The organism is Pseudomonas fildesensis (assembly GCF_001050345.1).
In the GTDB taxonomy this organism is placed as follows: domain Bacteria; phylum Pseudomonadota; class Gammaproteobacteria; order Pseudomonadales; family Pseudomonadaceae; genus Aquipseudomonas; species Aquipseudomonas fildesensis.
In genome coordinates this window covers 266,315-292,469 of sequence record NZ_LFMW01000007.1, presented here as the reverse complement: position 1 = coordinate 292,469, position 26,155 = coordinate 266,315, and the positions used below count along the sequence as shown (strand labels likewise).

25 protein-coding genes are annotated in these 26,155 nt (G+C 60.9%); 16 read left to right on the top strand and 9 right to left on the bottom strand.

Annotated elements, in window-relative coordinates; all coding sequences use genetic code 11:
- Positions 1-12 precede the first annotated feature (12 nt).
- Positions 13-228 carry a TIGR02450 family Trp-rich protein gene (locus ACR52_RS11805; protein ID WP_048724246.1) on the bottom strand — a complete coding sequence of 72 codons (216 nt, stop codon included), beginning with the start codon at positions 226-228 and terminating at the stop codon, positions 13-15.
- Positions 225-1,211 (bottom strand): NAD(P)/FAD-dependent oxidoreductase, encoded by a 987-nt coding sequence (locus tag ACR52_RS11800; protein WP_048724244.1) that lies wholly within the window; start codon positions 1,209-1,211, stop codon positions 225-227. The genes ACR52_RS11805 and ACR52_RS11800 overlap by 4 nt, the downstream gene beginning before the upstream one ends.
- A gap of 215 nt (positions 1,212-1,426) precedes the next feature.
- Here ACR52_RS11800 and ACR52_RS11795 point away from each other — a divergent pair, with 215 nt between their 5' ends.
- A complete protein-coding gene (locus ACR52_RS11795; RefSeq protein ID WP_048724243.1) occupies positions 1,427-2,326 on the top strand; it encodes a TIGR01777 family oxidoreductase in 900 nt (299 codons plus the stop codon).
- Between the two features lie 15 nt (positions 2,327-2,341).
- Positions 2,342-3,367: a ferrochelatase gene (hemH, locus tag ACR52_RS11790; RefSeq protein WP_048724241.1), complete on the top strand. Its 1,026-nt coding sequence runs from the start codon at positions 2,342-2,344 to the stop codon at positions 3,365-3,367.
- Between the two features lie 146 nt (positions 3,368-3,513).
- Here the strand turns inward: hemH and ACR52_RS11785 are convergent, their stop codons facing one another.
- Positions 3,514-5,622 carry a TonB-dependent siderophore receptor gene (locus tag ACR52_RS11785; protein ID WP_048724240.1) on the bottom strand — a complete coding sequence of 703 codons (2,109 nt, stop codon included), beginning with the start codon at positions 5,620-5,622 and terminating at the stop codon, positions 3,514-3,516.
- 113 nt (positions 5,623-5,735) lie between these two features.
- Positions 5,736-6,890: a Do family serine endopeptidase AlgW gene (algW, locus tag ACR52_RS11780; RefSeq protein WP_048724238.1), complete on the bottom strand. Its 1,155-nt coding sequence runs from the start codon at positions 6,888-6,890 to the stop codon at positions 5,736-5,738.
- A gap of 102 nt (positions 6,891-6,992) precedes the next feature.
- On the opposite strand from algW, the gene ACR52_RS11775 reads away from it, so the two are divergent.
- The 3 genes from ACR52_RS11775 (at position 6,993) to cysN (ending at position 10,713) form a co-directional block, all read left to right on the top strand.
- Positions 6,993-7,751 carry a Nif3-like dinuclear metal center hexameric protein gene (locus ACR52_RS11775; RefSeq protein ID WP_048724235.1) on the top strand — a complete coding sequence of 253 codons (759 nt, stop codon included), beginning with the start codon at positions 6,993-6,995 and terminating at the stop codon, positions 7,749-7,751.
- Between the two features lie 136 nt (positions 7,752-7,887).
- Positions 7,888-8,805: a sulfate adenylyltransferase subunit CysD gene (cysD, locus tag ACR52_RS11770; RefSeq protein ID WP_048724233.1), complete on the top strand. Its 918-nt coding sequence runs from the start codon at positions 7,888-7,890 to the stop codon at positions 8,803-8,805.
- Between the two features lie 9 nt (positions 8,806-8,814).
- Complete coding sequence (cysN, locus tag ACR52_RS11765) at positions 8,815-10,713, top strand: sulfate adenylyltransferase subunit CysN (RefSeq protein ID WP_048724231.1); 1,899 nt, start codon at positions 8,815-8,817, stop codon at positions 10,711-10,713.
- Positions 10,714-10,896: 183 nt separating this feature from the next.
- On the opposite strand, the gene ACR52_RS11760 is transcribed toward cysN, so the two are convergent.
- From ACR52_RS11760 to ACR52_RS11750, 3 genes are all read right to left on the bottom strand, one after another.
- Positions 10,897-11,796 carry an acyltransferase gene (locus tag ACR52_RS11760; RefSeq protein WP_048724229.1) on the bottom strand — a complete coding sequence of 300 codons (900 nt, stop codon included), beginning with the start codon at positions 11,794-11,796 and terminating at the stop codon, positions 10,897-10,899.
- Complete coding sequence (gene pta / locus ACR52_RS11755) at positions 11,797-13,896, bottom strand: phosphate acetyltransferase (protein ID WP_048724227.1); 2,100 nt, start codon at positions 13,894-13,896, stop codon at positions 11,797-11,799.
- 79 nt (positions 13,897-13,975) lie between these two features.
- Positions 13,976-14,266 (bottom strand): DUF3565 domain-containing protein, encoded by a 291-nt coding sequence (locus ACR52_RS11750; RefSeq protein ID WP_048724226.1) that lies wholly within the window; start codon positions 14,264-14,266, stop codon positions 13,976-13,978.
- Here ACR52_RS11750 and ACR52_RS11745 point away from each other — a divergent pair.
- Positions 14,265-14,750: an FKBP-type peptidyl-prolyl cis-trans isomerase gene (locus tag ACR52_RS11745; protein ID WP_048724224.1), complete on the top strand. Its 486-nt coding sequence runs from the start codon at positions 14,265-14,267 to the stop codon at positions 14,748-14,750. The genes ACR52_RS11750 and ACR52_RS11745 overlap by 2 nt on opposite strands.
- 398 nt (positions 14,751-15,148) lie before the next feature.
- On the opposite strand, the gene rpsT is transcribed toward ACR52_RS11745, so the two are convergent.
- On the bottom strand, positions 15,149-15,427 hold the full coding sequence (gene rpsT, locus ACR52_RS11740; RefSeq protein ID WP_016976313.1) for a 30S ribosomal protein S20: 279 nt from the start codon (positions 15,425-15,427) through the stop codon (positions 15,149-15,151).
- 253 nt (positions 15,428-15,680) lie between these two features.
- On the opposite strand from rpsT, the gene murJ reads away from it, so the two are divergent.
- The 6 genes from murJ to ispH all read left to right on the top strand — a co-directional run bounded on the left by murJ (position 15,681) and on the right by ispH (position 23,274).
- Complete coding sequence (murJ, locus tag ACR52_RS11735) at positions 15,681-17,219, top strand: murein biosynthesis integral membrane protein MurJ (protein WP_048724221.1); 1,539 nt, start codon at positions 15,681-15,683, stop codon at positions 17,217-17,219.
- Between the two features lie 168 nt (positions 17,220-17,387).
- A complete protein-coding gene (ribF, locus tag ACR52_RS11730) occupies positions 17,388-18,326 on the top strand; it encodes a bifunctional riboflavin kinase/FAD synthetase (RefSeq protein ID WP_048724219.1) in 939 nt (312 codons plus the stop codon).
- A 14-nt stretch (positions 18,327-18,340) separates the two neighbouring features.
- The gene (ileS, locus tag ACR52_RS11725) at positions 18,341-21,172 is read left to right on the top strand and encodes an isoleucine--tRNA ligase (RefSeq protein WP_048724216.1); all 2,832 of its coding nucleotides are present in this window, start codon (positions 18,341-18,343) and stop codon (positions 21,170-21,172) included.
- Positions 21,165-21,677: a signal peptidase II gene (gene lspA, locus ACR52_RS11720; RefSeq protein ID WP_048724214.1), complete on the top strand. Its 513-nt coding sequence runs from the start codon at positions 21,165-21,167 to the stop codon at positions 21,675-21,677. Before ileS ends, lspA begins: the two co-directional genes overlap by 8 nt.
- A gap of 7 nt (positions 21,678-21,684) precedes the next feature.
- Complete coding sequence (gene fkpB / locus ACR52_RS11715) at positions 21,685-22,122, top strand: FKBP-type peptidyl-prolyl cis-trans isomerase (RefSeq protein WP_173439239.1); 438 nt, start codon at positions 21,685-21,687, stop codon at positions 22,120-22,122.
- Positions 22,123-22,326: 204 nt separating this feature from the next.
- Positions 22,327-23,274, top strand: a complete 948-nt coding sequence (gene ispH, locus ACR52_RS11710) for a 4-hydroxy-3-methylbut-2-enyl diphosphate reductase (protein WP_048724209.1) — start codon at positions 22,327-22,329, stop codon at positions 23,272-23,274.
- On the opposite strand, the gene ACR52_RS11705 is transcribed toward ispH, so the two are convergent.
- Complete coding sequence (locus tag ACR52_RS11705) at positions 23,228-23,809, bottom strand: GspH/FimT family pseudopilin (RefSeq protein ID WP_048724208.1); 582 nt, start codon at positions 23,807-23,809, stop codon at positions 23,228-23,230. The two genes, ispH and ACR52_RS11705, sit on opposite strands and share 47 nt — an antisense overlap.
- A gap of 204 nt (positions 23,810-24,013) precedes the next feature.
- Here ACR52_RS11705 and pilV point away from each other — a divergent pair, with 204 nt between their 5' ends.
- Genes pilV through ACR52_RS11685 form a run of 4 tightly spaced genes read left to right on the top strand, consistent with a single transcriptional unit; the run spans position 24,014 to position 26,153 of the window.
- The gene (pilV, locus tag ACR52_RS11700; protein WP_048724206.1) at positions 24,014-24,499 is read left to right on the top strand and encodes a type IV pilus modification protein PilV; all 486 of its coding nucleotides are present in this window, start codon (positions 24,014-24,016) and stop codon (positions 24,497-24,499) included.
- On the top strand, positions 24,496-25,203 hold the full coding sequence (locus ACR52_RS11695; protein ID WP_048724204.1) for a prepilin-type N-terminal cleavage/methylation domain-containing protein: 708 nt from the start codon (positions 24,496-24,498) through the stop codon (positions 25,201-25,203). Before pilV ends, ACR52_RS11695 begins: the two co-directional genes overlap by 4 nt.
- Before the next feature lie 6 nt (positions 25,204-25,209).
- Positions 25,210-25,740 (top strand): PilX N-terminal domain-containing pilus assembly protein, encoded by a 531-nt coding sequence (locus ACR52_RS11690; RefSeq protein ID WP_048724201.1) that lies wholly within the window; start codon positions 25,210-25,212, stop codon positions 25,738-25,740.
- An 11-nt stretch (positions 25,741-25,751) separates the two neighbouring features.
- Entirely contained in the window at positions 25,752-26,153 is a 402-nt protein-coding gene (locus tag ACR52_RS11685; RefSeq protein WP_048724199.1) for a type IV pilin protein, read from the top strand.
- The last annotated feature ends 2 nt before the right edge of the window (positions 26,154-26,155 follow it).

Here is a 26,155-nt window from a genome sequence, read left to right as displayed (position 1 = left end):
TTTGCGGGGAGACTATTTCCAGCCGATCTTCCAGTCCTCGGCGCTTTGCAGGGTTTGCCAGGGCAGGCGTTCACCGCGCCGGGTCATCACGGCTTGCAGTTCGATTTCCAGCACGGTGCCTTCTTCGTCACGAAACAGTTCGGTGACCAGGAAGTGTTTTTCTTTGTTTCGAGGCTGCGCTGCTGTCCACTTCGACAGCAGCAACTTGGCGGGATTAATGCGGTTCATTGCAAATGCTCGATCAAGCGTCGCGCGGCTTCCTGGCCACTGAGCCAGGCGCCTTCGACGCGGCCCGACAGGCACCAGTCGCCACACACGTACAGGCCCAGGTCGGCGTCGGCCAGCACGCCGAATTCGTGGGCGCTGGACGGTCGTGCGTAGAGCCAGCGGTGCGCCAGGCTGAACGATGGCGCCGGCATGGCGCTGTGCAGCAATTCGGCGAAGGCGCCGTGCAGGTGTTCGATCACCGCTTCCCTGGACAGGTCCAGGTGCGCCTTGCTCCAGGCGCTGGTGGCGTGCAGCACCCAGGTGTCGAGGGTGGTGTCGCGCCCCGGCTTGCTGCGGTTGCGCGCCAGCCAGTCGAGCGGGCTGTCTTGCACGAAGCAGCCTTCCATCGGTGTATCCAGGGGCTTGTCGAAGGCCAGCGCGATAGCCCAGGTCGGGTCCATCTTCACACCGGCTGCGGCACTCGCCAGCTTGGGCGCGGCAGCCAGCAGGGCGGTGGCCTGGGGCGCAGGCGTGGCGATGATCACGTGGCTGAACGGGCCGTGATTGCCGCCGTCGGCGTCGAGCAGGTTCCAGTGCTGTTTGCCTTGGAACACCTCGGTGATCCGGCAACCGAACTCCACCGGCAGGTCGTCGAGCACGGCGCGGGTGATGGCACTCATGCGCGGCGTGCCGACCCAGCGGATCTGTTCATCGGGTGACGGCGTGAGTTGGCCGGACTTGAAGTTGTACAGCTGTGGCTTCCATTGCTCGGCCCAACCATGGCTTTGCCAGCGCTGCACTTCGTTGACGAAGCGCCGGTCGCGGGCGGTGAAGTATTGAGCGCCCATGTCCAGCGCACCGGCATCACTGCGCTTGCTGGACATGCGGCCACCACTGCCGCGGCTTTTATCGAAGAGTTGTACAACGTGCCCCGCGTCTTTCAACGCTCGGGCGGCGGAGAGACCGGCGATGCCGGTGCCGATGATCGCGATGGGAACAGTCATGGGAGGCCTCGTTTTACCGTTGGGTACAGACTACGCCGACACCAATAGCTGTACAATATTGTTTTTTGGTATAAGTTTTGGCGTGCCTGATCGTGTGGGGTGACCTATGGTTAAAGCTGAGGCTTAAACCAACGTTACGCCCCTGATTATTAAATTGATCCCTGCTTATAAAATAGACCAGTGATCAGCAGCGAACGTTACATGAGGAGCATCCCATGCATATTTTGCTGACCGGCGGTACCGGCTTGATCGGTCGCCAGCTCTGCCAACACTGGCTCGCCCAGGGCCATCGGCTGACGGTATGGAGCCGTCATCCGGAAACCGTCGCCAAAGTGTGCGGCGCTCAGGTGCTGGGCGTCGGCCGCTTACAAGAGGTTATCGGCCCGGTGGATGCGGTCATTAACCTGGCCGGCGCGCCTATTGCCGACCGCCCCTGGACCCACAAACGCAAGGCGCTGTTGTGGAGCAGCCGCATCAGCCTCACCGAAACCTTGCTGGCGTGGCTGGAAACCCATGAGCAGAAGCCGTCTGTATTGATTTCGGGTTCGGCAGTCGGCTGGTATGGCGACGGCGGCGAGCGCGAGTTGACCGAAGCCAGTGGCCCGGTGCAGGACGATTTCCCCAGCCAGTTGTGCATCGCCTGGGAAGAAACCGCCCAGCGTGCCGAAGCCCTGGGCATACGCGTGGTGCTGGTGCGCACGGGGTTGGTGCTGGCGGCCGAGGGCGGCTTTTTGTCGCGCCTGTTGCTGCCGTTCAAGCTGGCGCTGGGCGGGCCGATCGGCAATGGTCGGCAGTGGATGCCGTGGGTGCATATCAAGGATCAAATCGCCCTGATTGATTTTCTTCTGCACAAGAGCGACGCCAGCGGTCCTTATAATGCCTGCGCGCCACACCCGGTACGCAACCGCGAGTTTGCCAAGACGTTGGGCCAGGTGCTGCATCGCCCTGCGTTCATGCCGATGCCGGCCTTCGCGTTGAAGGTGGGCCTGGGTGAGTTGTCCGGCCTGTTGCTGGGCGGCCAGAAAGCATTGCCCGAACGCCTGTTGGCGGCCGGTTTCACTTTCCAGTTCACTGAGTTGCATGCGGCTTTGGACGACTTGTCCAGCCGCCTCTAAGAGATAGGATGTTGCATGACGGATCACGCGTTGTTACTGGTCAACCTGGGTTCACCGGCCTCCACTTCGGTGGCCGATGTGCGCAGCTACCTCAATCAGTTTCTGATGGACCCTTATGTGATCGACCTGCCGTGGCCGGTGCGGCGCTTGCTGGTGTCGCTGATCCTGATCAAGCGCCCCGAGCAGTCGGCCCATGCCTATGCCTCGATCTGGTGGGAAGACGGTTCGCCGCTGGTGGTGCTCAGCCGTCGCCTGCAACAGCAGATGACCGCGCAATGGACCCAAGGCCCGGTGGAATTGGCGATGCGCTACGGCGAGCCGTCGATTGAAACGACCCTGACGCGCCTGGCTGCCCAAGGTATCAAGAAGGTCACCCTGGCGCCGTTGTATCCGCAGTTTGCCGACAGCACCGTGACCACGGTGATTGAGGAGGCCAAGCGGGTGGTGCGCGATAAAAAGCTCAACGTGCAATTCTCGATCCTGCAGCCGTTTTACGACCAGCCGGAATACCTCGACGCCCTGGTGACGAGCGCCCGGTCTTATGTGGAGCAGGATTACGATCACTTGCTGCTGAGTTTCCACGGCTTGCCCGAACGCCATCTGAAAAAGCTCGACCCTACCGGCGATCATTGCTTCAAGGATGCCGACTGCTGCAAGAACGCGTCGGCTGAGGTGCTCGCCACCTGCTACCGCGCGCAGTGCTTCAGCGTTGCCCGGGATTTTGCCGAGCGCCTGGGACTGCCGGACGGTAAATGGTCGGTGGCCTTCCAGTCGCGCCTGGGCCGGGCGAAGTGGATCGAACCCTACACCGAAGCGCGCCTTGAGGCCCTGGCGCAGCAAGGGGTGAAAAAGCTGTTGGTTATGTGCCCGGCGTTTGTCGCCGATTGCATCGAGACCCTCGAAGAGATTGGCGATCGCGGCCTGGAGCAATTCCGCGAAGCGGGGGGCGAGGAGTTGGTGCTGGTGCCGTGCTTGAATGACGCCCCGCAGTGGGCGGCAGCGCTCAACACATTGTGCGAAAGAGCGCCTGTTGCACTGTAATCGCGCCTTGCGGTGATCCAAATATGGGAGCGGGCTTGCTGTGGCGAGCAAGCTTGCTTGCACAGGGGCGCGAGGCGCCCTAAAAAGCGGGCGACTGCTACGCAGTCGAGCGGGAGCAAGCTCCCTCGCCACAGGGTTGATTGGATTTACAGGTTAAGGGTCAGGCTGACGGTGAGGTTGCGCGGCTCACCGGGGTTGACCCAGTAATTGCTGTACGAACGCTCGTAGTATTTCTCATCAAACAGATTGTTGAGGTTCAGGCCCACGGTGACATTTTCTGTGGCCTTGTAATGCGCGAGCAAATCCACGGTGTGATAGGCGGGCAGTTCAAAGCTGCCGCCGGCCTCACCGGAGCGATCCCCCACATACGTGAACGCTGCGCCCAGGTCTGAGCCGCGCAACGCACCCTCCTGAAACTCATACACCCCCAGCAGGCTGCCGCTGCGCTTGGCCACGCCGAGAATCCGGCTGCCGGCCGGAATAGTTTTATCGCCCTTGGTCACCTCGGCATCAATGTAGGCAAAGGCGCCGATCACGCGCACGGCGTCCGTCACTTGCCCGGTCAATTGCAGGTCAAAACCCTGACTGCGCGCTTTGCCCATGGCGCGGTCGGTGTCGGTCGCCGGGTCGCGGGCCAGCACGTTTTCCTTTTCGATATGGAACACGGCGAGGGTGGCGCTGAGACGATCGTCGAACAGCTCGCTCTTGATCCCCACTTCATACCCCACGCCTTCTTCCGGCTTGAAGGATTTGCCGCCGGCGTCCAGGCCGTTGTTGGGCTTGAACGAGGTGGACGCGTTGGCGAATACGCCGACTTGCGGCGTCAGTTGGTAGAGCAAACCGGCGCGCTGGGTCAAAGCGTCGTGGGTTTGCCGGCTCTTGGCGTGGTTGCGCGCGTAGTCGTCGGTGCTTTGCTCGAAGTGCTCGAAGCGCGCACCGATCATGCCGCGCAGGCGGTCGGTGAAGATGATCTGATCTTGAAGGTTCAGCGCCTGGCTTTTGACCTGCTCGAAGAAGTCAGTGCCCGTAGGCTTGCCATTGGGTTTGGGCTGGCCGTAGACCGGGTTGTAGATGTCGATGGCGTAGGCGCCGCCGGGAATGGTGGTCACGCGTTCCTTCTTGCGGTAGTCCTCGTACTCGGTGCCGATCAGCAGTTCATGTTGCCAACTGCCAATGTCGAACAGGCCGCGCAGTTCCAACTGGGTGATGCTGTCGTGCCAACCGGTGGAGCGCTCGCGGTAGCGGCGGTTGACGGTGTGGCCGTCGGTATTCAGCGCGCGGCTTTCCGAGGCGTCGCCCCATAGGCTGCCTTGCTTGTAGTGGCTGGCCAGGCGCAGTTTCCAGGCGTCGTTGAGGTGATGTTCGAGGGTGGCCTGGAGGCGGTTGTTGTGGTTGCGGATATCGCCGTCGTTGGGCTCGCCCAGGAAGGTTGAACGGGACATGCCGCCCCAGTGATTATTGGGGGCGACGATGCCACGGTCGAAGATGGAGCGATGGCGCACGAATTCGCTTTCTACGAGAAGGCTGGTGTCCGGGTTCAGTTGCCAACTGAATGACGGCGCGACAAACACCCGCTTGCTCCCGACGTGATCGCGGAAGCTGTTGTTGTCTTCCACCGCGAGGTTCACCCGCGACAGCACGCGGCCTTCGCTGTCCAGCGGGGTGTTGACGTCGACGGCGGTGCGATAGCGGTCCCAACTGCCAGCGCTGGTCTGCACGGTGGTAAAGGCCTCGGCCTGGGGTTTCTTGGTGACGATGTTCACCGTACCGCCGGGATCACCACGCCCGTACAAACTGGCAGCGGGCCCCTTGAGCACTTCGATGCGCTCGATATTCGCCGCGTCCGGCGTGCTTGGGTAGCCACGGTTGGCGCTGAAGCCGTCCTGGTAAAACTCAGACGTGGTGAAGCCGCGCACGCTGTATTCGTAGAGGGTCAGCCCGCCGAAGTTGTTTTGCCTGGACACGCCGCCGGCAAACTCCAGAGCGCGTTCCACGCTGGTACTGCCCAGGTCCTTGAGCACTGTGGCGGGAATCACGCTGATGGATTGTGGGATGTCGCGCAGGGCGGTGTCAGTTTTGGTCGCGCTGGCGGAGCGGGTGGCGCGATAGCCTGTGACCGGGCCGGTGGCGGACTCATAGGCGTCGGTGGTGACGCTGATGGCGTCCAGTTCAACGGTGGTTTCTTCAGCGTGGGCGGGGTCGAGCAGCAAACCCAGGGCCAGGCCAGCCAAGGGGGCGAACTTTCGAGACGGCATGTTTGAGCGTTCCAATAGCGATATTGAAACAATATAACATGACTAATGAGAATGGCTTTGCTTTGAAATATCAGCTTACAGGTACCCGCGAACGGGTACCTCAACGGCGCCGCTTATTCCTCTTCTTTCACCGGCGCCGGCGGTGGGCGCAGGCCGATTTCAGCCGACAGCTTGATCTCTTTGCCGTTGCGCATCACCTGGATCGTCACCTTGCCGGTCGGCTTGATCCGCGCCACTTGGTTCATCGACTTGCGGCCATCACCCGCCGGTTCACCGTCGATGCTGAGGATCACATCGCCCAGTTGCAGGCCGGCTTTCTGCGCCGGGCCGTCGCGGAAGATCCCCGCCACCACGATGCCAGGACGCCCGGTCAAACCAAACGACTCGGCCAGCTCCTTGGTCAGCGGCTGTACTTCGATCCCCAGCCAGCCACGAATCACCTGGCCGTGCTCGATGATCGACTTCATCACTTCCATGGCGAGTTTCACCGGGATCGCAAAACCGATGCCCTGGGAGCCGCCGGACTTGGAGAAAATTGCGGTGTTGATGCCGGTCAGGTTGCCATTGGCATCCACCAGCGCGCCGCCGGAGTTGCCCGGGTTGATCGCCGCGTCGGTCTGAATGAAGTCTTCGTAGCTGTTGAGGCCCAACTGATTGCGCCCGGTGGCGCTGATGATGCCCATGGTGACCGTCTGGCCAACGCCGAACGGGTTGCCGATCGCCAGCGCCACGTCACCCACGCGCAGCCCTTCGGAGCGGCCAATGGTGATGGCGGGGAGGTTTTTCAGATCGATCTTCAATACGGCGAGGTCGGTCTCCGGGTCGCTGCCGACGACGCGCGCCAGGGTTTCACGGCCGTCACGCAGGGCCACCACAATCTGGTCGGCGCCGGTGGTCACGTGGTTATTGGTGAGGATGTAACCTTCGGGGCTCATGATCACCCCGGAGCCGAGGCTGGATTCCATGCGGCGCTGCTTGGGCCCGTTGTCGCCGAAATAGCGGCGAAATTGCGGGTCTTCAAACAGCGGATGCGCCGGTTTGTTGATGACTTTAGTGGTGTACAGGTTGACCACCGCCGGTGCGGCGATCACCACGGCATCGGCGTAGGTCACCGGGCCTTGCACCACCGCGTTGGTTTGCGGGGCCTGTTGCAGGTTCACATCAAGGCTCGGTAAGCCCACCCACTGGGGGTAACGCTGAATAATCAGCGTCGCGATCAGCACGCCAGCCAACAATGGCCATCCAAAAAAACGCAGTGCCTTGAGCATCAAGTAAGTCCTGACAGGTTGCAGGGGGCGGGAGAGCGCCCATAATGTCGCGCATTATACGAGGCTGCGAGCGCCTCTGAACGGGATATTTAGGAGTCTTTTATGGCCGTCGCCCTGAGCACCCTTGTCGAGGAAGCGGACCGCTACCTCGGCAGCGCAAAAATTGCCGATTATTGCCCCAATGGCCTGCAAGTCGAGGGGCGCCCGCAGGTGATGCGTATCGTCAGCGGCGTGACCGCCAGCCAGGCATTGCTGGACGCCGCCGTCGAAGCCCAAGCCGATCTGGTGCTGGTGCACCATGGTTATTTCTGGAAGGGCGAGAACCCGTGCATCACCGGCATGAAGCAGCGTCGCCTGAAAACCCTGCTCAAGCACGACATCAGCCTGCTGGCCTACCACCTGCCGTTGGACCTGCATGCGGACGTCGGCAATAACGTGCAACTGGCTCGCCAACTGGACATCACCGTCGAAGGCCCGCTGGACCCGGACAACCTCAAGGTCGTCGGCCTGGTCGGCTCCCTCGCCGAGCCCCTGTCACCCCGCGACTTCGCCAGGCGTGTGCAGGAAGTCATGGGCCGTGAGCCGCTGCTGATCGAAGGCAGCGAGATGATCCGCCGCGTCGGCTGGTGCACCGGCGGTGGCCAGGGCTACATCGACAACGCGATTGCGGCGGGCGTCGACCTGTTCCTGAGTGGCGAAGCCTCCGAGCAAACCTTCCACAGCGCGCGCGAAAACGACATCAGCTTTATCGCCGCCGGCCATCACGCCACGGAGCGCTACGGCGTGCAGGCGCTGGGTGATTACCTGGCACGACGCTTCGCGCTGGAGCACCTGTTCATCGACTGCCCCAACCCGATCTGAGGGCCAAACCTCGAGGCATATCCATATACCGTTTCGATCTAGCCGGCGCCCTGAATAGAAGAAGGTGCTGTGCTAGCATGCCCCGCTCGAACACGGCCCGCAGGCCGTCCATAAGATCGTTTTTCCGTGAGTAGCCATGGTCGACAAACTGACGCATCTGAAACAGCTGGAGGCGGAAAGCATCCACATCATCCGCGAGGTCGCCGCCGAGTTCGATAACCCGGTGATGCTCTACTCGATCGGTAAAGACTCCGCCGTGATGCTGCACCTGGCACGCAAGGCCTTCTTCCCGGGCAAACTGCCGTTTCCGGTGATGCACGTCGACACCCAGTGGAAATTCCAGGAAATGTACAAGTTCCGCGACCGCATGGTTGAAGAACTCGGCCTGGACCTGATCACCCACGTCAACCCGGACGGTGTGGCGCAGGGCATCAACCCATTCACCCACGGCAGCGCCAAGCACACCGACATCATGAAGACCGAAGGCCTCAAGCAGGCCTTGGACAAGTATGGTTTCGACGCAGCGTTCGGCGGTGCCCGTCGTGATGAAGAGAAATCCCGCGCCAAAGAGCGCGTGTACTCGTTCCGCGACAGCAAGCACCGCTGGGACCCGAAAAACCAGCGTCCGGAGCTGTGGAACGTCTACAACGGCAACGTCAACAAGGGTGAGTCGATCCGTGTGTTCCCGCTGTCCAACTGGACCGAGCTGGACATCTGGCAGTACATCTACCTGGAAGGCATCCCGATTGTGCCGCTGTACTTCGCCGCCGAGCGCGACGTGATCGAGAAAAACGGCACGTTGATCATGATCGACGACGACCGCATCCTCGAGCACCTGTCCGACGAAGACAAAGCCCGAATCGTCAAAAAGAAAGTACGTTTCCGTACCCTTGGCTGCTACCCGTTGACGGGCGCGGTGGAGTCCGAGGCCGAAAGCCTCACGGACATCATTCAGGAAATGCTCCTGACGCGAACTTCCGAGCGCCAGGGCCGGGTCATCGACCATGATGGCGCAGGCTCAATGGAAGATAAAAAACGTCAAGGCTATTTCTAAGGGGCTGTCATGTCGCATCAATCTGATTTGATCAGCGAGGACATCCTCGCCTACCTGGGCCAGCACGAGCGCAAGGAAATGTTGCGCTTCCTGACCTGCGGCAACGTCGACGACGGCAAGAGCACCCTGATCGGGCGCCTGCTGCACGACTCCAAGATGATCTACGAAGATCACCTGGAAGCCATCACCCGCGATTCGAAAAAATCCGGCACCACCGGTGACGACATCGACCTGGCCTTGCTGGTCGACGGTCTGCAGGCCGAGCGAGAGCAGGGCATCACCATCGATGTCGCCTACCGCTACTTCTCCACCGCCAAGCGCAAATTCATCATCGCCGACACCCCCGGCCATGAGCAGTACACCCGCAATATGGCCACTGGTGCGTCCACCTGTGACCTGGCGATCATCCTGATCGACGCCCGCTACGGCGTGCAGACCCAGACGCGTCGACACAGCTTCATTGCTTCGTTGCTGGGCATCAAGCACATCGTGGTGGCCGTCAACAAGATGGACATCAATGGCTTTGACCAAAGCGTGTTCGAGTCGATCAAGGCCGATTACCTGAAGTTCGCCGACGGTATCGCGTTCAAGCCGAGCACCATGGCCTTTGTGCCGATGTCGGCGCTCAAGGGCGACAACGTGGTGAACAAGAGCGAGCGTTCGCCCTGGTACACCGGCCAGTCGCTGATGGAGATTCTCGAAACCGTCGAGATCGCCAACGACCGTAACTACACCGACCTGCGTTTCCCGGTGCAGTACGTCAACCGTCCGAACCTGAACTTCCGAGGCTTCGCCGGCACTCTGGCCAGCGGCATTGTGCACAAGGGCGACGAAGTCGTGGTGCTGCCGTCGGGCAAGAGCAGCCGCGTCAAATCCATCGTCACCTTCGACGGTGAACTGGAGCACGCCGGCCCAGGCCAGGCCGTGACCCTGACCATGGAAGACGAGATCGACATCTCCCGTGGCGACCTGCTGGTGCATGCCGATAATGTGCCGCAAGTGACCGACGCCTTCGACGCCATGCTGGTGTGGATGGCCGAAGAGCCGATGCTGCCGGGCAAGAAGTACGACATCAAGCGCGCCACCAGCTACGTGCCGGGTTCCATCACCAGCATCGTGCACCGCGTGGATGTGAACACCCTGGCCGAAGGCCCGGCGAGTTCGCTGCAGTTGAACGAGATCGGCCGAGTCAAAGTCAGCCTCGACGCCGCCATCGCCCTGGACGGTTACGCGAGCAACCGCACCACTGGTGCGTTTATCATCATCGATCGTTTGACCAACGGCACTGTGGCTGCAGGCATGATCATCGCGCCGCCCGTGACTCACGGCAGCGCGGCGCAGCATGGCAAGTTGGCTCACGTGGCCACCGAAGAGCGCGCCCAGCGCTTCGGCCAGCAGCCGGCCACCGTGTTGTTCAGCGGCCTGTCCGGCGCGGGCAAGAGCACCTTGGCCTACGCAGTTGAGCGCAAGCTGTTCGACATGGGCCGTGCGGTGTTCGTACTGGACGGCCAGAACCTGCGCCACGACCTGAACAAAGGGCTGCCGCAGGACCGTGTCGGGCGTACCGAGAACTGGCGTCGTGCCGCCCACGTGGCGCGCCAGTTCAACGAAGCCGGCCTGTTGACCCTGGCTGCGTTTGTTGCCCCGGATGCTGAAGGGCGCGAACAGGCCAAGGCACTGATCGGCAGCGATCGTTTGCTGACCGTGTACGTTCAGGCGTCGCCGCTGGTGTGCGCCGAGCGTGACCCGCAAGGCTTGTACGCGGCTGGTGGGGATAACATCCCTGGCGAGTCGTTCCCGTACGACGTGCCGTTGAATGCCGATCTGGTGATCGACACCCAGGCGTTGTCGCTGGAAGACAGCGTCAAGCAAGTGCTGGAGCTGTTGCGTCAACGCGGCGCGATCTAAGCTTCACGCGCACTAAAAAGCCCGCCACCGATCACTCGGTGGCGGGCTTTTGCGTTGTGGGTGTTGTGATCGTTCCCACGCTCCGCGTGGGAATGCATCCTGTGACGCTCCGCGTCACGACCTTCAAAAGCGGACGCGAAGCGTCCCGGGCGGCATGCCCACGCAGAGCGTGGGAACGATCATTTACCGGCGGTCTGGGAAGTCGGTGTGGAGCTTTTCCAGTAACCCATCCTTCTCTTCCCACAACCCATTGATCCACCCCTGGAACGCCAACCGATATTCCCCATCCTGCTCATAATTCTTGCCAATAAACTCGGCCGGAATCTGCACCTCTTCAAACTGCACCACCACGTCCTTCACATTTCCGCACAGCAAGTCCCAATAACCTGGGCGCCCGGCTGGGTAGTGAATGGTCACGTTCACCAGTGACTTCAACTGCTCACCCATGGCATCCAGCACAAACGCAATGCCGCCTGCCTTGGGTTTGAGCAAGTAGCGAAACGGTGAGTTTTGCTGCGCATGCTTGCCAGGGGTAAACCGCGTGCCCTCGGCAAAGTTGAAAATGCCCACCGGGTTGGCGCGAAACTTCGCACAGGTCTTGCGGGTGGTTTCCAGGTCTTTGCCTTTCTTCTCCGGGTGTTTCTCCAGATACGCCTTGGTGTAGCGCTTCATGAACGGAAAGCCCAAGGCCCACCACGCCAGGCCAATCACCGGCACCCAGATCAGCTCCTGCTTGAGGAAGAACTTGAGCGGACGAATTCGCCGGTTGAGCACGTATTGCAGCACCATGATGTCGACCCAGCTCTGGTGATTGCTGGTCACCAGATACGAGTGCTGGTAGTCCAGGCCCTCAAGGCCTTTGAGGTGCCAGCGGGTGCGCCGCACGAGGTTCATCCAGGCCTTGTTGTTGCTGATCCAGGCTTCATGAGTGTGGTTCATCAGCCATTCGCTGAAGCGCTTGGCGAACGGCAATGCCTTGAACAGCGCCACGATAAACAGGAACGAACACAGCAGGATCGTGTTCAGTGCCAGCAACAGCGAAGCAATCACCCCGCGCACGGCGGCAGGTAGAAAATCCAGCATTTAGATATCCATAGGTCGGTTGGCGGCTTGAATCGCAGTCAGCGCGATGGTGTACACGATGTCGTCGATCTGGGCGCCGCGCGGCAGGTCGTTCACCGGTTTGCGCAGGCCCTGGAGCATCGGCCCGAGGCTGACGCAATCGGCGCTGCGTTGTACGGCCTTGTGGGTGGTATTGCCGGTGTTCAGGTCCGGGAACACGAACACCGTGGCCTTGCCGGCCACCGGGCTGTTGGGCGCCAGTTGGCGGGCGACGGTTTCGTTGGCGGCGGCGTCGTATTGCAACGGGCCGTCGATCAGCAGCGAGCTTTGCTGTTCATGGGCGAGCAGGGTGGCTTCGCGGACTTTTTCGACTTCTTCGCCACTGGCTGAATCACCGCTGGAATAGCTGATCATCGCCACCCGTGGAGTGATGCCGAACGCGGCTGCCGAGTCGGCGCTTTGCAGGGCGATTTCCGCCAGCTCCACGGCGCTGGGGTGCGGGTTCATCACGCAGTCGCCGTACACCAGCACCTGCTCGGGGAACAGCATGAAGAATACCGATGAGACCAGGGTGCAGCCCGGCGCCGTCTTGATCAGTTGCAGGGCAGGGCGGATGGTGTTCGCGGTGGAATGGATAACGCCGGAGACCAGGCCGTCCACTTCGTCGAGGGCCAACATCATGGTGGCGATCACTACCGTGTCTTCCAGTTGCTGCTCGGCCATCGGCGCGTTGAGGCTCTTGCTCTTGCGCAGCGCTACCATTGGTTCGACGTAGCGTTGGCGGATCAGGTCCGGGTCGAGAATCTCCAGGCCTTCCGGCAGCTCGATGCCCTGGGCGCGGGCGACCGCCTCCACGTCCGCCGGCTTGGCCAGCAACACGCAACGGGCGATTCCCCGGGCCTGGCAGATGGCGGCGGCTTGCACAGTCAGCGGCTCGCTGCCCTCGGGCAACACGATGCGCTTGTTGGCGGCCTGGGCGCGTTGGATCAGTTGATAGCGGAACACCGCCGGCGACAGGCGCATTTCCCGTGGCGTGCCGCAGCGCTGATGCAGCCAGCGCGCATCGAGGTGGCTGGCGACGAAATCGGTGATGATTTCCGCGCGCTCACGGTCATCGATGGGGATTTCCTTGTTCAGGCTGTTGAGCAGGTTGGCGGTGTCGTAGGAGCCGGTGCTCACCGACAGCACTGGCAGCCCGGCCTGGAACGCGCCCCGGCACAGGTCCATGATGCGCGGGTCGGGCAGGGTATCGCTGGTCAGCAGCAGGCCCGCCAGTGGCACGCCGTTGATCGCGGCCAGGCTGACGGCGAGGATGATGTCGTCGCGGTCGCCTGGGGTCACTACCAGTACGCCGGGCTTGAGCAGCTCCACGGTGTTGCGCATGGTGCGGGCGCAAATGATGATCTTGGTCATGCGCCGGCTTTCGTAATCGCCGGCGTTGAGGATCTGCGCGCCCATCAGGTCAGCCACGTCGCGGGTGCGCGGCGCGTTGAGTTCCGGCTGATAGGGGATGCAGCCGAGCAGGCGGAAATCACCGCTGCGCAGCAACGGCGAATGTTCCTTGAGGCGCGCCGAGAAGGCTTCCATGCTTTCGTCGGTGCGTACCTTGTTGAGGATCACGCCCAGCACTTTCGGATCTTTGGGGCCGCCGAACAGCTGGGCCTGCAATTCCACGCGGCCGGAGAGTTCAGTGAGCACTTCGTTTTCCGGGGCCGAGACCAGGATCACTTCCGCATCCAGGCTCTTGGCCAGGTGCAGGTTGACCCGGGCCGCATAGCTGGCGCTGCGGGTCGGCACCATGCCTTCGACGATCAGCACGTCCTTGCCCACGGCGGCCTGCTGGTAAAGGGTGATGATTTCTTCGAGCAATTCGTCGAGCTGGCCGTCGCCGAGCATGCGCTCTACATGCGCCAGGCCCAGGGGCTGTGGTGGTTTCAGGCCGTGGGTGCGGGCCACCAGTTCGGTGGAGCGCTCGGGGCCGGTATCGCCTGGGTGTGGCTGGGCAATCGGCTTGAAAAACCCGACTTTCAGCCCGGCCCGTTCAAGTGTGCGCACCAGCCCAAGGCTGATGGAGGTCAGACCCACACCAAAATCGGTGGGCGCGATAAAAAAAGTCTGCATGCGAATTCTCTGGAGGTGCATGGCTTCGGTGGCGCTCTATGGTTGAGCGTCTACCGGGAATCAGGCGCCAAGGTTATCGTTATTCGCGCTCCTGCGCACACCAGCCGCAGGCAAAGGGCTGGCCTATTTTTTCAAGGCGTTGCGTGGGATCGAGTACCCAGGCGCGGGACTGCCATGGCGGTTGGTGGCGCAGGTGCTGGGTGTGGCCGCAGGACAGCTCGGCAATCCAGTGCTGCTCGTCGTCCAGGCGGAATCCGATGATGAAAGAGACCGTTGATCGGTCCCGTCCGTCCGGGTTCTGTTCGCTTTCGGGCAAATCCTTGTTTAGACTTGTCCGTTCTTCATTCTTATGCAAAAGGTCTCGCCCCATGACGATCGCCGCTAACAAGGCAGTCTCCATCGACTATACCCTGACCAACGACGCTGGTGAGGTCATCGACAGCTCCGCCGGCGGCGCGCCGCTGGTCTACCTGCAAGGCGCAGGTAACATTATCCCTGGCCTGGAAAAGGCTCTGGAAGGCAAGGTTGTTGGTGATGAACTGACCGTTGCCGTAGAACCTGAAGATGCCTACGGCGAATACTCTGCCGAACTGGTCAGCACTCTGAGCCGCAGCATGTTCGAAGGTGTCGACGAGCTGGAAGTGGGCATGCAGTTCCACGCATCCGCGCCGGACGGCCAAATGCAGATCGTCACCATCCGTGACCTGGACGGCGACGACGTTACCGTCGACGGCAACCACCCACTGGCTGGCCAGCGTCTGAACTTCCAAGTGAAGATCGTTGCCATTCGCGATGCTTCCCAAGAAGAAGTAGCTCACGGCCACGTTCACGGTGAAGGCGGTCATCACCACTGATTGATGCGTTAATCAGCTGGTAGCAAAAACGCCCCGACTGGTTCGGGGCGTTTTTTTTGCTCGAAAGCAAGTCGAGCGCTGCCTTTGTGGCGAGCGGGCTTTTGTGGCAGTTGGGCTTGTTGTGGCGAGCGGGCTTACTGTGGCGAGCGGGCTTGCCCCGCGTTGGGTGGCGAAGCCGCCCTAAAACCTGCTGCCGCGGTATGCCTGACACACCGCAGTGGTCTTATTGGGGTTGCTTCCAGCCCAACGCGGGGCAAGCCCGCTCGCCACAACAAGCCTATCTGCCACAACAAGCCTGCTCATCACATAAACCGCACAAACAAAAATGCCCCGGACCTTTCGGTACGGGGCATTTCTTAACTGTTACGCAACCTGAGTCACGTTGCAGTTGTTACCACTTAGGCTGCAGCAGCGACGCTCAGAGCCTTGATGTGGCCATTCAGGCGGCTCTTATGGCGAGCGGCCTTGTTCTTGTGGATGATGCCTTTATCGGCCATACGGTCGATAACTGGCACAGCCAGAACGTAAGCAGCTTGGGCTTTTTCAGCGTCTTTGGTGTCGATGGCTTTAACTACATTCTTGATGTAGGTGCGAACCATGGAACGCAGGCTGGCGTTGTGGCTGCGACGCTTCTCAGCCTGTTTTGCACGTTTTTTGGCGGAAGGTGTGTTGGCCACCGTCGAGCTCCTCGAAAGACTTTTTAGGAAATAGCAAACAAAATAGGCCGCGAATCATGCCGATGACTTGATGGGTTGTCAAGGGCGGCTGATGCGAACTGCTGAGTGGTCGATCTGAAGAGGCGGGTGATTTATTTCCGGCGCTTGACCTGTAAACTCGCGAGCTTTGGCTCTGTGCTGTTGCAGGCGCGCAGTATCGCATAAGTAGGCGCACAGTTCGCCTGCTCATTATCTAAAGGCGCAAACTCTTTCAATGAATCTGCTCAAATCGTTGGCTGCCGTCAGCTCTATCACGATGATCTCCCGGGTTTTGGGGTTTGTGCGTGACACCCTGCTGGCGCGTATTTTTGGCGCCAGCATGGCCACGGATGCCTTCTTTATTGCCTTTAAATTGCCCAACCTGCTGCGGCGCATCTTCGCCGAGGGCGCGTTTTCCCAGGCCTTCGTGCCGATCCTGGCCGAGTACAAGACCCAGCAAGGCGAGGAAGCTACCCGTACCTTTATTGCCTACGTCTCGGGTCTGCTGACCCTGGTGCTGATGCTGGTGACCATCGTCGGCATGCTCGCCGCGCCCTGGGTGATCTGGGCCACCGCCCCCGGTTTTGTCAATACTCCGGAAAAATTCGCGCTGACCACTGATCTGTTACGGGTGACCTTTCCTTATATATTGCTGATTTCCCTGTCGTCCTTCGCCGGGGCGATCCTTAATACATGGAACCGTTTCTCGGTGCCGGCGTTCGTGCCGACCCTGCTTAACGTCAGCATGATTATTTTCGCGCTGTTCCTCACGCCGTATTTCGATCCGCCGGTCATGGCCCTCGGCTGGGCCGTGCTGGCCGGTGGCCTGGCGCAATTGCTCTACCAGCTGCCGCACCTGAAGAAGATCGGCATGCTCGTACTGCCGCGCCTGAACCTCAAGGACACCGGCGTCTGGCGGGTGATGCGCAACATGTTGCCGGCGATCCTCGGGGTCTCGGTCAGCCAGATCTCGCTGATCATCAACACCGCGTTCGCCTCGCTGCTGGTCTCAGGCTCGGTATCGTGGATGTACTACGCCGACCGCCTGATGGAGCTGCCGTCCGGTGTGCTCGGCGTGGCGCTGGGCACGATTTTGCTGCCAACCCTGGCGCGTACCTACGCGAGCAAGGATCGCCAGGAATATTCGCGCATCCTCGATTGGGGCCTACGCCTGTGCTTCGTGCTGGTATTGCCTTGCTCCCTGGCCCTGGGGATCCTGGCTGAGCCGCTGACGGTGTCGCTGTTCCAGTACGGGCAATTCGACGCGCATGACGCATTGATGACCCAGCATGCGCTGGTCGCTTACTCCGTCGGCCTGCTCGGGATCATCGTGATCAAAGTGCTGGCACCCGGTTTTTACGCCCAGCAAAACATCCGCACCCCGGTGAAAATCGCGATTTTCACGCTGGTCGTCACGCAACTGCTCAACCTGGTGTTTATCGGCCCGCTGGCCCACGCGGGGCTTGCCTTGGCCATCAGCGTCGGCGCGTGCATCAATGCTGGCCTGTTGTTCTATCAACTGCGCAAGCAGCAGATGTTCCAGCCGCAGCCGGGCTGGGGCATGTTTGCCCTCAAACTGCTGGTGGCGGTGGCGATGATGTCGGCGGTGCTGCTCGGCTTGATGCACTTCATGCCTGCCTGGGATCAAGGCCATATGCTGGAGCGCTTCATGCGCCTGGGCGTGCTGGTCGCCGCCGGGGTGGTGGTGTACTTCGGGATGTTGCTACTGCAGGGCTTCCGCCTGCGGGATTTCAATCGAAAGTCGCTGGAGTAGTGCCCTGTCTCGTCAAAACAGGTTCTGTATTTGCGAGGCAGCACACAAGAGACTTTACCGCGATAAAACAGGTGTTTTATCGATTCGATCCATTTGCCCTGCGCTGTTGCCTGTCGTCCGGGGCCGGGTGTGGTTATAATCGACCACTTTATGAGCAAGAAGCGCGTTATGCAGCTGGTTCGAGGTCTCCACAACCTGCGCCCCCAGCATCGGGGCTGCGTCGCCACTATTGGCAATTTTGACGGTGTTCACCGTGGCCACCAGGCTATCCTGGCTCGGCTGCGCGAGCGCGCGGTCGAGTTGGGCGTACCCAGCTGTGTGGTGATATTTGAGCCACAGCCGCGGGAATTTTTCACCCCGGAAACGGCGCCCGCGCGCCTTGCCCGCCTGCGTGACAAGCTGCAACTGTTGGCTGAAGAAGGCGTGGACCGTGTGCTCTGCCTGGCCTTCAACCAACGTTTGCGCAGCCTCAGCGCCGCCGAGTTCGTCGACCGTATCCTGGTGGATGGCCTGGGCGTACAGCATTTGGAGGTCGGCGACGACTTCCGTTTTGGATGTGACCGGGTAGGTGATTTCGATTTCCTGCAACACGCCGGGATCACACAAGGTTTTACCGTCGAAGCCGCGCAAACCGTCGAACTGGACGGCCTGCGCGTGAGCAGTACCCAAGTGCGTAACGCCTTGGCCGCTGCCGACTTCGCCTTGGCCGAGCGCTTGCTCGGTCGCCCGTTCCGCATCGCCGGGCGGGTACTGCACGGGCAGAAGCTGGCGCGCCAATTGGGCACGCCAACCGCCAACGTGCAACTCAAGCGCCGTCGTGTGCCGCTGACCGGGGTTTACCTGGTGAGTGTCGATATCGACGGCCAACCGTGGCCGGGAGTCGCCAATATAGGCGTCAGGCCCACGGTTGCAGGTGATGGCAAGGCCCACCTGGAAGTTCACCTTTTGGATTTTGCCGGGGATTTGTATGACCGGCGTTTGACGGTGGTATTCCACCAGAAGCTGCGTGAAGAGCAGCGATTCGCCTCCCTTGAGGCGTTGAAAACGGCGATCAATGCGGATGTCGCCGCCGCCCGTGCACTAGCCGCACCTAGCGCCCATCGCTAACCGAAGAGCCTTAAATGACCGACTATAAAGCCACGCTAAACCTTCCGGACACCGCCTTCCCAATGAAGGCCGGCCTGCCACAGCGCGAACCGCAGATCCTGCAGCGCTGGGACAGTATTGGCCTGTACGGAAAGTTGCGCGAAATTGGCAAGGATCGTCCGAAATTCGTCCTGCACGACGGCCCTCCTTATGCCAACGGCACGATTCACATCGGTCATGCGCTGAACAAAATTCTCAAGGACATGATCATCCGCTCGAAAACCCTTTCGGGCTTCGACGCACCTTATGTCCCAGGTTGGGATTGCCACGGCCTGCCGATCGAACACAAAGTCGAAGTGACCTACGGCAAGAACCTGGGCGCCGATAAAACCCGCGAACTGTGCCGTGCCTACGCCACCGAGCAGATCGAAGGGCAGAAGTCCGAATTCATCCGCCTGGGTGTGTTGGGCGACTGGGCCAACCCGTACAAGACCATGGACTTCAAGAACGAGGCCGGTGAAATCCGCGCCCTGGCTGAAATCGTCAAGGGCGGCTTCGTGTTCAAGGGCCTCAAGCCCGTGAACTGGTGCTTCGACTGCGGTTCGGCCCTGGCTGAAGCGGAAGTCGAGTACGAAGAAAAGAAGTCTTCGACCATCGACGTCGCGTTCCCGATCGCCGACGAGGCCAAGTTGGCCGAGGCCTTTGGCCTGGCGAGCCTGCCCAAGCCGGCGACTATCGTGATCTGGACCACCACGCCGTGGACCATCCCGGCCAACCAGGCGCTGAACGTACACCCGGAATTCACCTACGCCCTGGTGGACGTCGGTGACCGCCTGCTGGTGCTGGCCGAGGAAATGGTCGAGGCCTGCCTGGCGCGTTACGAGCTGCAAGGTTCGGTAATCGCCACCACCACCGGTTCCGCGTTGGAACTGATCAACTTCCGTCACCCGTTCTATGACCGCCTGTCGCCGGTGTACCTGGCTGACTACGTCGAATTGGGTTCGGGTACCGGTGTGGTGCACTGTTCGCCTGCCTATGGCGTCGACGACTTCCTGATCTGTAAGAAATACGGCCTGGTCAACGATGACATCATCAGCCCGGTGCAGAGCAATGGGGTTTACTCGCCATCGCTGGAGTTCTTCGGTGGCCAGTTCATCTTCAAGGCCGACCAGCCGATCATCGACAAGCTGCGTGAAGTCGGTGCGTTGCTGCACACCGAAACCATCAAGCACAGCTACATGCACTGCTGGCGCCACAAGACCCCGCTGATCTACCGCGCCACTGCGCAGTGGTTTATCGGCATGGACAAACAACCGACCCGCGGCGACACCCTGCGTAACCGCGCGATCAAAGCCATCGAAGAAACCAAGTTCGTCCCGGCCTGGGGCCAGGCGCGCCTGCACTCTATGATCGCCAACCGTCCGGACTGGTGCATCTCCCGCCAGCGTAACTGGGGCGTGCCGATCCCGTTCTTCCTCAACAAGGAAAGCGGCGAGCTGCACCCGCGTACCGTCGAACTGATGGAAACCGTGGCCCAGCGCGTTGAACAGGAAGGCATCGAGGCCTGGTTCAAGCTGGACGCCGCCGAGCTGCTGGGCGACGACGCGCCGCTGTACGACAAGATCAGCGACACCCTCGACGTGTGGTTCGATTCGGGTACCACCCATTGGCACGTACTGCGCGGCTCGCACCCGATGGGCCACGAGACCGGCCCGCGTGCCGACCTGTACCTGGAAGGTTCGGACCAACACCGCGGCTGGTTCCACTCGTCGTTGCTGACCGGTTGCGCCATCGACAACCAGGCACCGTACCGCGAACTGCTGACCCACGGCTTTACCGTCGACGAGACGGGCCGCAAGATGTCCAAGTCGCTGAAGAACGTGATCGAGCCGAAAAAGATCAACGAAACCTTGGGCGCCGACATCATGCGTCTGTGGGTAGCTTCTACCGATTACTCGGGCGAAATCGCGGTGTCGGATCAGATCCTGGCACGCAGCGCCGATGCCTACCGTCGTATTCGCAATACCGCACGCTTCATGCTGTCGAACCTGACCGGCTTCGATCCGGCCACCGACATCCTGCCGGCCGAAGACATGCTCGCCCTGGACCGTTGGGCGGTGGACCGTGCCCTGTTGCTGCAGCGCGAATTGCAGGAACACTACGGCGAATACCGCTTCTGGAATGTGTACTCGAAGATCCACAACTTCTGCGTGCAGGAACTGGGTGGTTTCTACCTCGACATCATCAAGGATCGCCAGTACACCACCGGCGCCAACAGCAAGGCGCGCCGTTCGGCGCAGACTGCGCTTTACCACATCTCCGAAGCGCTGGTGCGCTGGATCGCGCCGATCCTGGCCTTCACCGCAGACGAACTGTGGGAGTACCTGCCAGGCGAGCGTAACGAATCGGTGATGCTCAACACCTGGTACGAGGGCCTGACTGAATTGCCGGCCGACTTCGAACTGGGTCGCGAGTACTGGGAAGGCGTGATGACAGTGAAAGTTGCCGTGAACAAGGAGTTGGAGGTGCAGCGCGCGGCCAAGGCCGTCGGTGGCAACCTGCAGGCCGAAGTCACCCTGTTTGCCGAGGAAGGCCTGACCGCCGACCTGGCCAAGCTGAGCAACGAACTGCGCTTCGTATTGATCACCTCGACCGCGAGCCTGGCACCGTTCGCCCAGGCCCCGGCTGATGCCGTCGCCACCGAAGTGCCAGGCCTCAAGCTTAAAGTGGTCAAGTCTTCGTTCGCCAAGTGCGCCCGTTGCTGGCACTGCCGTGAAGACGTCGGCGTGAACCCGGAGCATCCGGAAATCTGCGGTCGCTGCGTCGATAACATCAGCGGTGCTGGCGAGGTTCGCCACTATGCCTAATGCAGTCGGTCGTTTTGGACGTCTGGGCTGGCTCGTGCTGAGTTTGCTGGTCCTGGTCATTGACCAGGTCAGCAAGGCTCACTTCGAGGGCACCCTGGAGATGTTCCAGCAAATCGTGGTGATCCCGGATTACTTCAGCTGGACCCTGGCCTACAACACTGGCGCCGCTTTCAGCTTCCTTGCTGACAGTGGCGGCTGGCAGCGCTGGCTGTTCGCTCTGATCGCCGTGGTGGTCAGTGCGGTGTTGGTAGTCTGGCTCAAGCGACTGGGTCGCGATGACACGTGGTTGGCTATCGCCTTGGCCCTGGTGCTGGGCGGTGCATTGGGCAACCTGTACGACCGCATTGCCCTGGGCCATGTGATCGACTTTATTCTGGTGCATTGGCAGAACCGCTGGTACTTCCCGGCGTTCAACTTTGCCGACAGCGCCATCACCGTCGGTGCAATCATGCTGGCGTTGGATATGTTCAAAAGTAAGAAAACCGGAGAGACCGTCAATGACTGATCAGGTATTGGCTGAGCAACGCATCGGCCAGAACACGGAAGTCACCTTGCATTTCGCACTACGCCTGGAAAATGGCGACACGGTCGACAGCACGTTCGACAAGGCCCCGGCAACCTTCAAGGTCGGCGACGGCAACCTGCTGCCGGGTTTCGAAGCGGCCCTGTTCGGCTTCAAGGCCGGCGACAAGCGTACCCTGCAGATCCTGCCGGAAAACGCCTTTGGCCAGCCCAACCCACAAAATGTGCAGGTCATCCCGCGCTCGCAGTTCCAGGACATGGAGCTGTCGGAGGGCTTGCTGGTGATCTTCAATGATGCGGCGAATACCGAACTGCCTGGTGTGGTCAAAACCTTCGATGACGCGCAAGTGACCATCGACTTCAACCACCCTCTGGCCGGTAAAACCTTGACGTTTGACGTTGAAATTTTTGACGTTAAAGCGATCTAAACGACGACTCCGGCCTACTGTAGGTCGGGGCTTGTTGTGGCGAGGGAGCTTGCTCCCACTGGAGTGCGCAGTACTCCCAAACCGTTCACCGAGTTGCATCTTATGTGACTCGATCGCGCAGTTTGGGGTTGTTTCGCAACCCAGCGGGAGCAAGCTCCCTCGCCACACAAGCTCGCTCCTACACGGCAAGACACGAGGCACAGCATGCAAATCAAACTCGCCAACCCCCGTGGCTTCTGCGCCGGTGTGGACCGGGCGATCGAAATCGTCAACCGCGCCCTGGAAGTCTTCGGCCCGCCGATTTACGTGCGTCATGAAGTCGTCCACAACAAATTCGTGGTCGAAGACCTGCGCAGTCGCGGTGCCATCTTCGTTGAAGAACTGGACCAGGTGCCGGACGACGTCATCGTCATCTTCAGCGCCCACGGTGTTTCCCAGGCGGTACGCACCGAAGCCGCCGGCCGTGGCCTTAAAGTGTTCGACGCGACCTGCCCGCTGGTGACCAAGGTGCACATCGAAGTCGCGCGCTACAGCCGTGACGGCCGTGAATGCATCCTGATCGGCCACGCTGGCCACCCGGAAGTCGAAGGCACCATGGGCCAGTACGACGCCAGCAATGGCGGCGCGATCTACCTGGTGGAAGATGAGAAAGACGTGGCCGCGCTGCAGGTGCACAACCCTGAAAAGCTGGCGTTCGTGACTCAGACTACCTTGTCCATGGATGACACCAGTCGAGTTATCGATGCCCTGCGCACGCGCTTCCCGGCCATCGGCGGCCCACGCAAGGACGACATTTGCTACGCCACCCAAAACCGTCAAGATGCGGTCAAGCAACTTGCGGACGAGTGCGACGTGGTATTGGTCGTCGGCAGCCCTAACAGCTCCAACTCCAACCGCTTGCGCGAACTGGCTGAACGCATGGCGACGCCGGCGTACCTGATCGACGGCGCCGAAGACATGCAGCGCAGCTGGTTCGACGGTGTCGAACGCATCGGCATCACGGCGGGCGCCTCGGCTCCCGAAGTACTGGTGCGCGGCGTGATCCAGCAACTGCAGGCATGGGGGGCCACCGGTGCCGATGAGTTGGCCGGGCGCGAAGAGAACATTACTTTCTCCATGCCCAAGGAGCTGCGGGTTCGCTCGCTGCTCTGATACCCAGGGTAGCGGAGTAACCCCGGCATAATGCCTGCTCGGTCTTATCACTGCGCAGGCTGACGCGCCCGCTGGGGGCCAGCACTACCTGAAACAGGCTTTGCGGCTGATCCGTGGCGCACACATGCAGGGTGCCAGCCCGAAATCCTCCTCCTGCAAACACCGGCTCGCCCAACCCGCTGAAGCGCACCTGGCGCTTGACCGGTCCGTTGCCCATGATCGGTACATGTCCAGTATCCTGGTGCTCCAACAGAACCGGATTGTCGTCGTCCAGATATCCGCGTCCGCTCACGTCCACGATCACTCGCCATCCCAGGCTCCAGTCGTCGCGCAATGCATGAATGACGACCGCCCGGTTACGTGCGATGGCTTCGGTGCGTGCATAGCGCAGGCCGCCAACTAAAGACTGCGCTGCATTTTGTCGCTGCTGCGATTCAAGCAAACCCTTGAAGCTGGGCACTGCCAGATGGGCCAGAATGCCGCTCACAAGCAACCCGAGCAGCAGTTCGATGAGAGTAAAGCCTCGTTGTGTCATGTGCCGTCCCTCCTTGGACGCGTTTTATATTCAGATGGTAGACATAGGTATAGCGCCCAGCCTGGGGGCTGAATGATGGCCTTTATGTCCAAAGTATTTCCCTTTGTTCCCGGAGCAGCGCGGGCCAAAAACCGGCGCTAGTCTTGGGCCGCACAGCAGGTTTTTCCTGCTTTTTTTCGGCCCTCGACACGGATGACGACGGTAATGCTTGCCTGCCCGAATACTTTTTTGAGCCCCATTTTCCCACGGTTCCAAGTCGGCATGACCCTGATCGAGGTGTTGGTGGCCGTGGTGATTCTCTCGATCGGCCTGTTGGGCGCCACGGTGGTCCAGCTCAATGCGCTCAAGTACACCGACAGCGCCCGGATGACCAGCCAGGCCAGTTTTATCGCTTACGACATGCTGGACCGGATTCGCGCCAATGCAGGCGCCGACTACGCGTGGGGAAGATCTGACCGCGCGCCGCCTGTGACCTCGACTGCCAGCGTGCGTGACCTCGACCTGCATGATTTCGAGGCCAATATCATCGGGTTTGCCGGGGAGAGCGCCAAAGGCTCGGTGGCCATTCGCGCCAATGAGGTAACGGTCAGCATCAGTTGGGATGACGCCAGGGGCACGAACACCCGTGGGGCACGGGAAACCTTCACCCTGACCAGTCGCATCACCAATGAATCGGGGGTGATGCAATGAAACGGCCTGCACGGGGTTTCAGTTTGCTGGAGCTATTGCTGGCATTGGCCGTTGGGCTGGTGCTGACGCTCGGGGTCAGCCAGGTCGCGATCAGTGCGCGAATAACGCAGGCCAGTCAGCAGGCGGCCATGGTGCTGCAGGACGACGCGCGGTTTGTGCTCGGCAAGTTGATTCAGGACATTCGTCTGGCGGGCATGTTTGGCTGCCAGGCCACGGCGTTTATCGAGAATGCGCCATTGGCTTTTGATCGACCGATCAGTTGGGGCGCTGCGGGCAACGCCAGGTCTCTGACCCTGGTCACTGCTTATATTGCAGAGGGCGGCGGCAGGCCGGATTGGACGGTGTTGTCCGATTGTTCCGGTGCTGCCCAGGCCTATTCGGGGGCCTCACCGCCCGCTGCGCCAGGGCAGATACAGTTTGCGATACGCCAACTCACCTACACCTTCGAGTCGGGCCAGTTGAAAGTCAGCACACCTGCAGCCCCGGCCAGGGCGGTGCTGGTGGATAACGTACAGGCGTTCGATTTCAGTTTTGGTGTGGCGGCCATGCCTGGGTCGACTCACGTGGTGCGTTATGACCCGAGCCCCCCCGACGAATCACTGATACGCAGCGTACGCATCTTGCTGACGCTGCAAGACCCGACCGGACGAGTGAAAAATCAAACCTGGAGCGTCGTTGCGGCGCTGCGTAACCGGCTGGGGTAGGGGGTCATGATGCTTGATCACGTTATTCGTCTTCGGCAGGCGGGCATGGTGCTGTTGATCAGCCTGGTGTTCCTGCTGTTGTTATCACTGATTGGCCTGTCTTCGATACGAGGCGCTGTGTCCCAGCAGAAAATCGCCGGCAGTGTCCTGCACCGCAACCAGTCACTTCAAAGTGCCGAAACCGGCCTCAGGCTGGGGGAGTTGACTGTGCTGCGGGCGGGCAGTGCATGGCCAGCGTGCCCGTCGATCATTACATGTGCGCCGCCGGGGGAGTCGTCTTCAGTGGCTGGCGCCGGGACTCACCCTGTTTCGGCGGTGACGTGGGTCGCCATGGGTGGCGGTCTCTACGCTATTCAAGCACTGGGGCCCGCGCTGGGGCTGGTTCATTTGCCACCTGGAATGCCAGCGACGCTGTATCGGATTACGGCGGTGGGGCTCAGTGGTCAATCGCGCACCGTGCTTGAGGCGATGTATGCGGGGGTAGAGGAAGAAGGGCGTTCGCGGTATCAGCGTGTTTTGTGGCGGCAACTGTATTAAGGAGCAGTGCAATGGGCATGGATAGCCGGGGTTTTACCCTGATCGAGTTACTGATTGCCGTGGCGATCGTCGCGTTGCTGGCCGGGATTGCCTACCCGGGTTACACCGGCCACGTAAAAAAAGCCTATCGCGCGGAAATTGTGGTGTTGCTGACCGAGCAAGCTCAGCACCTGGAGCGTTTTTACACGAGGAACGGCACTTTTATTGATACAAGCGGCGTCAGTGCTGGCAATGATCGCTATAGAATCACCGCTGCATTGAGCCCTCAGGACTTCAGTCTGCTGGCTACACCTGCCGTCGACGCAGTCATGGCGGGTGACCCTTGCGGAGCGTTCAGCCTGGCCAGTACCGGCGCGCGGACCAATCCGGGCGCGGCGCCTGAAATGTCGCGCCAAGCGTGCTGGGGGCAATGATG

Coding starts and splice junctions, on each gene's coding strand:
- ACR52_RS11805 (WP_048724246.1), bottom strand. CDS start 228: ATGAACCGCATTAATCCCGCCAAGTTGCTGCTGTCGAAGTGGACAGCA.
- ACR52_RS11800 (WP_048724244.1), bottom strand. CDS start 1,211: ATGACTGTTCCCATCGCGATCATCGGCACCGGCATCGCCGGTCTCTCC.
- ACR52_RS11795 (WP_048724243.1), top strand. CDS start 1,427: ATGCATATTTTGCTGACCGGCGGTACCGGCTTGATCGGTCGCCAGCTC.
- hemH (WP_048724241.1), top strand. CDS start 2,342: ATGACGGATCACGCGTTGTTACTGGTCAACCTGGGTTCACCGGCCTCC.
- ACR52_RS11785 (WP_048724240.1), bottom strand. CDS start 5,622: ATGCCGTCTCGAAAGTTCGCCCCCTTGGCTGGCCTGGCCCTGGGTTTG.
- algW (WP_048724238.1), bottom strand. CDS start 6,890: ATGCTCAAGGCACTGCGTTTTTTTGGATGGCCATTGTTGGCTGGCGTG.
- ACR52_RS11775 (WP_048724235.1), top strand. CDS start 6,993: ATGGCCGTCGCCCTGAGCACCCTTGTCGAGGAAGCGGACCGCTACCTC.
- cysD (WP_048724233.1), top strand. CDS start 7,888: ATGGTCGACAAACTGACGCATCTGAAACAGCTGGAGGCGGAAAGCATC.
- cysN (WP_048724231.1), top strand. CDS start 8,815: ATGTCGCATCAATCTGATTTGATCAGCGAGGACATCCTCGCCTACCTG.
- ACR52_RS11760 (WP_048724229.1), bottom strand. CDS start 11,796: ATGCTGGATTTTCTACCTGCCGCCGTGCGCGGGGTGATTGCTTCGCTG.
- pta (WP_048724227.1), bottom strand. CDS start 13,896: ATGCAGACTTTTTTTATCGCGCCCACCGATTTTGGTGTGGGTCTGACC.
- ACR52_RS11745 (WP_048724224.1), top strand. CDS start 14,265: ATGACGATCGCCGCTAACAAGGCAGTCTCCATCGACTATACCCTGACC.
- ACR52_RS11750 (WP_048724226.1), bottom strand. CDS start 14,266: ATGGGGCGAGACCTTTTGCATAAGAATGAAGAACGGACAAGTCTAAAC.
- murJ (WP_048724221.1), top strand. CDS start 15,681: ATGAATCTGCTCAAATCGTTGGCTGCCGTCAGCTCTATCACGATGATC.
- ribF (WP_048724219.1), top strand. CDS start 17,388: ATGCAGCTGGTTCGAGGTCTCCACAACCTGCGCCCCCAGCATCGGGGC.
- ileS (WP_048724216.1), top strand. CDS start 18,341: ATGACCGACTATAAAGCCACGCTAAACCTTCCGGACACCGCCTTCCCA.
- lspA (WP_048724214.1), top strand. CDS start 21,165: ATGCCTAATGCAGTCGGTCGTTTTGGACGTCTGGGCTGGCTCGTGCTG.
- ispH (WP_048724209.1), top strand. CDS start 22,327: ATGCAAATCAAACTCGCCAACCCCCGTGGCTTCTGCGCCGGTGTGGAC.
- ACR52_RS11705 (WP_048724208.1), bottom strand. CDS start 23,809: ATGACACAACGAGGCTTTACTCTCATCGAACTGCTGCTCGGGTTGCTT.
- pilV (WP_048724206.1), top strand. CDS start 24,014: ATGCTTGCCTGCCCGAATACTTTTTTGAGCCCCATTTTCCCACGGTTC.
- ACR52_RS11695 (WP_048724204.1), top strand. CDS start 24,496: ATGAAACGGCCTGCACGGGGTTTCAGTTTGCTGGAGCTATTGCTGGCA.
- ACR52_RS11690 (WP_048724201.1), top strand. CDS start 25,210: ATGATGCTTGATCACGTTATTCGTCTTCGGCAGGCGGGCATGGTGCTG.
- ACR52_RS11685 (WP_048724199.1), top strand. CDS start 25,752: ATGGGCATGGATAGCCGGGGTTTTACCCTGATCGAGTTACTGATTGCC.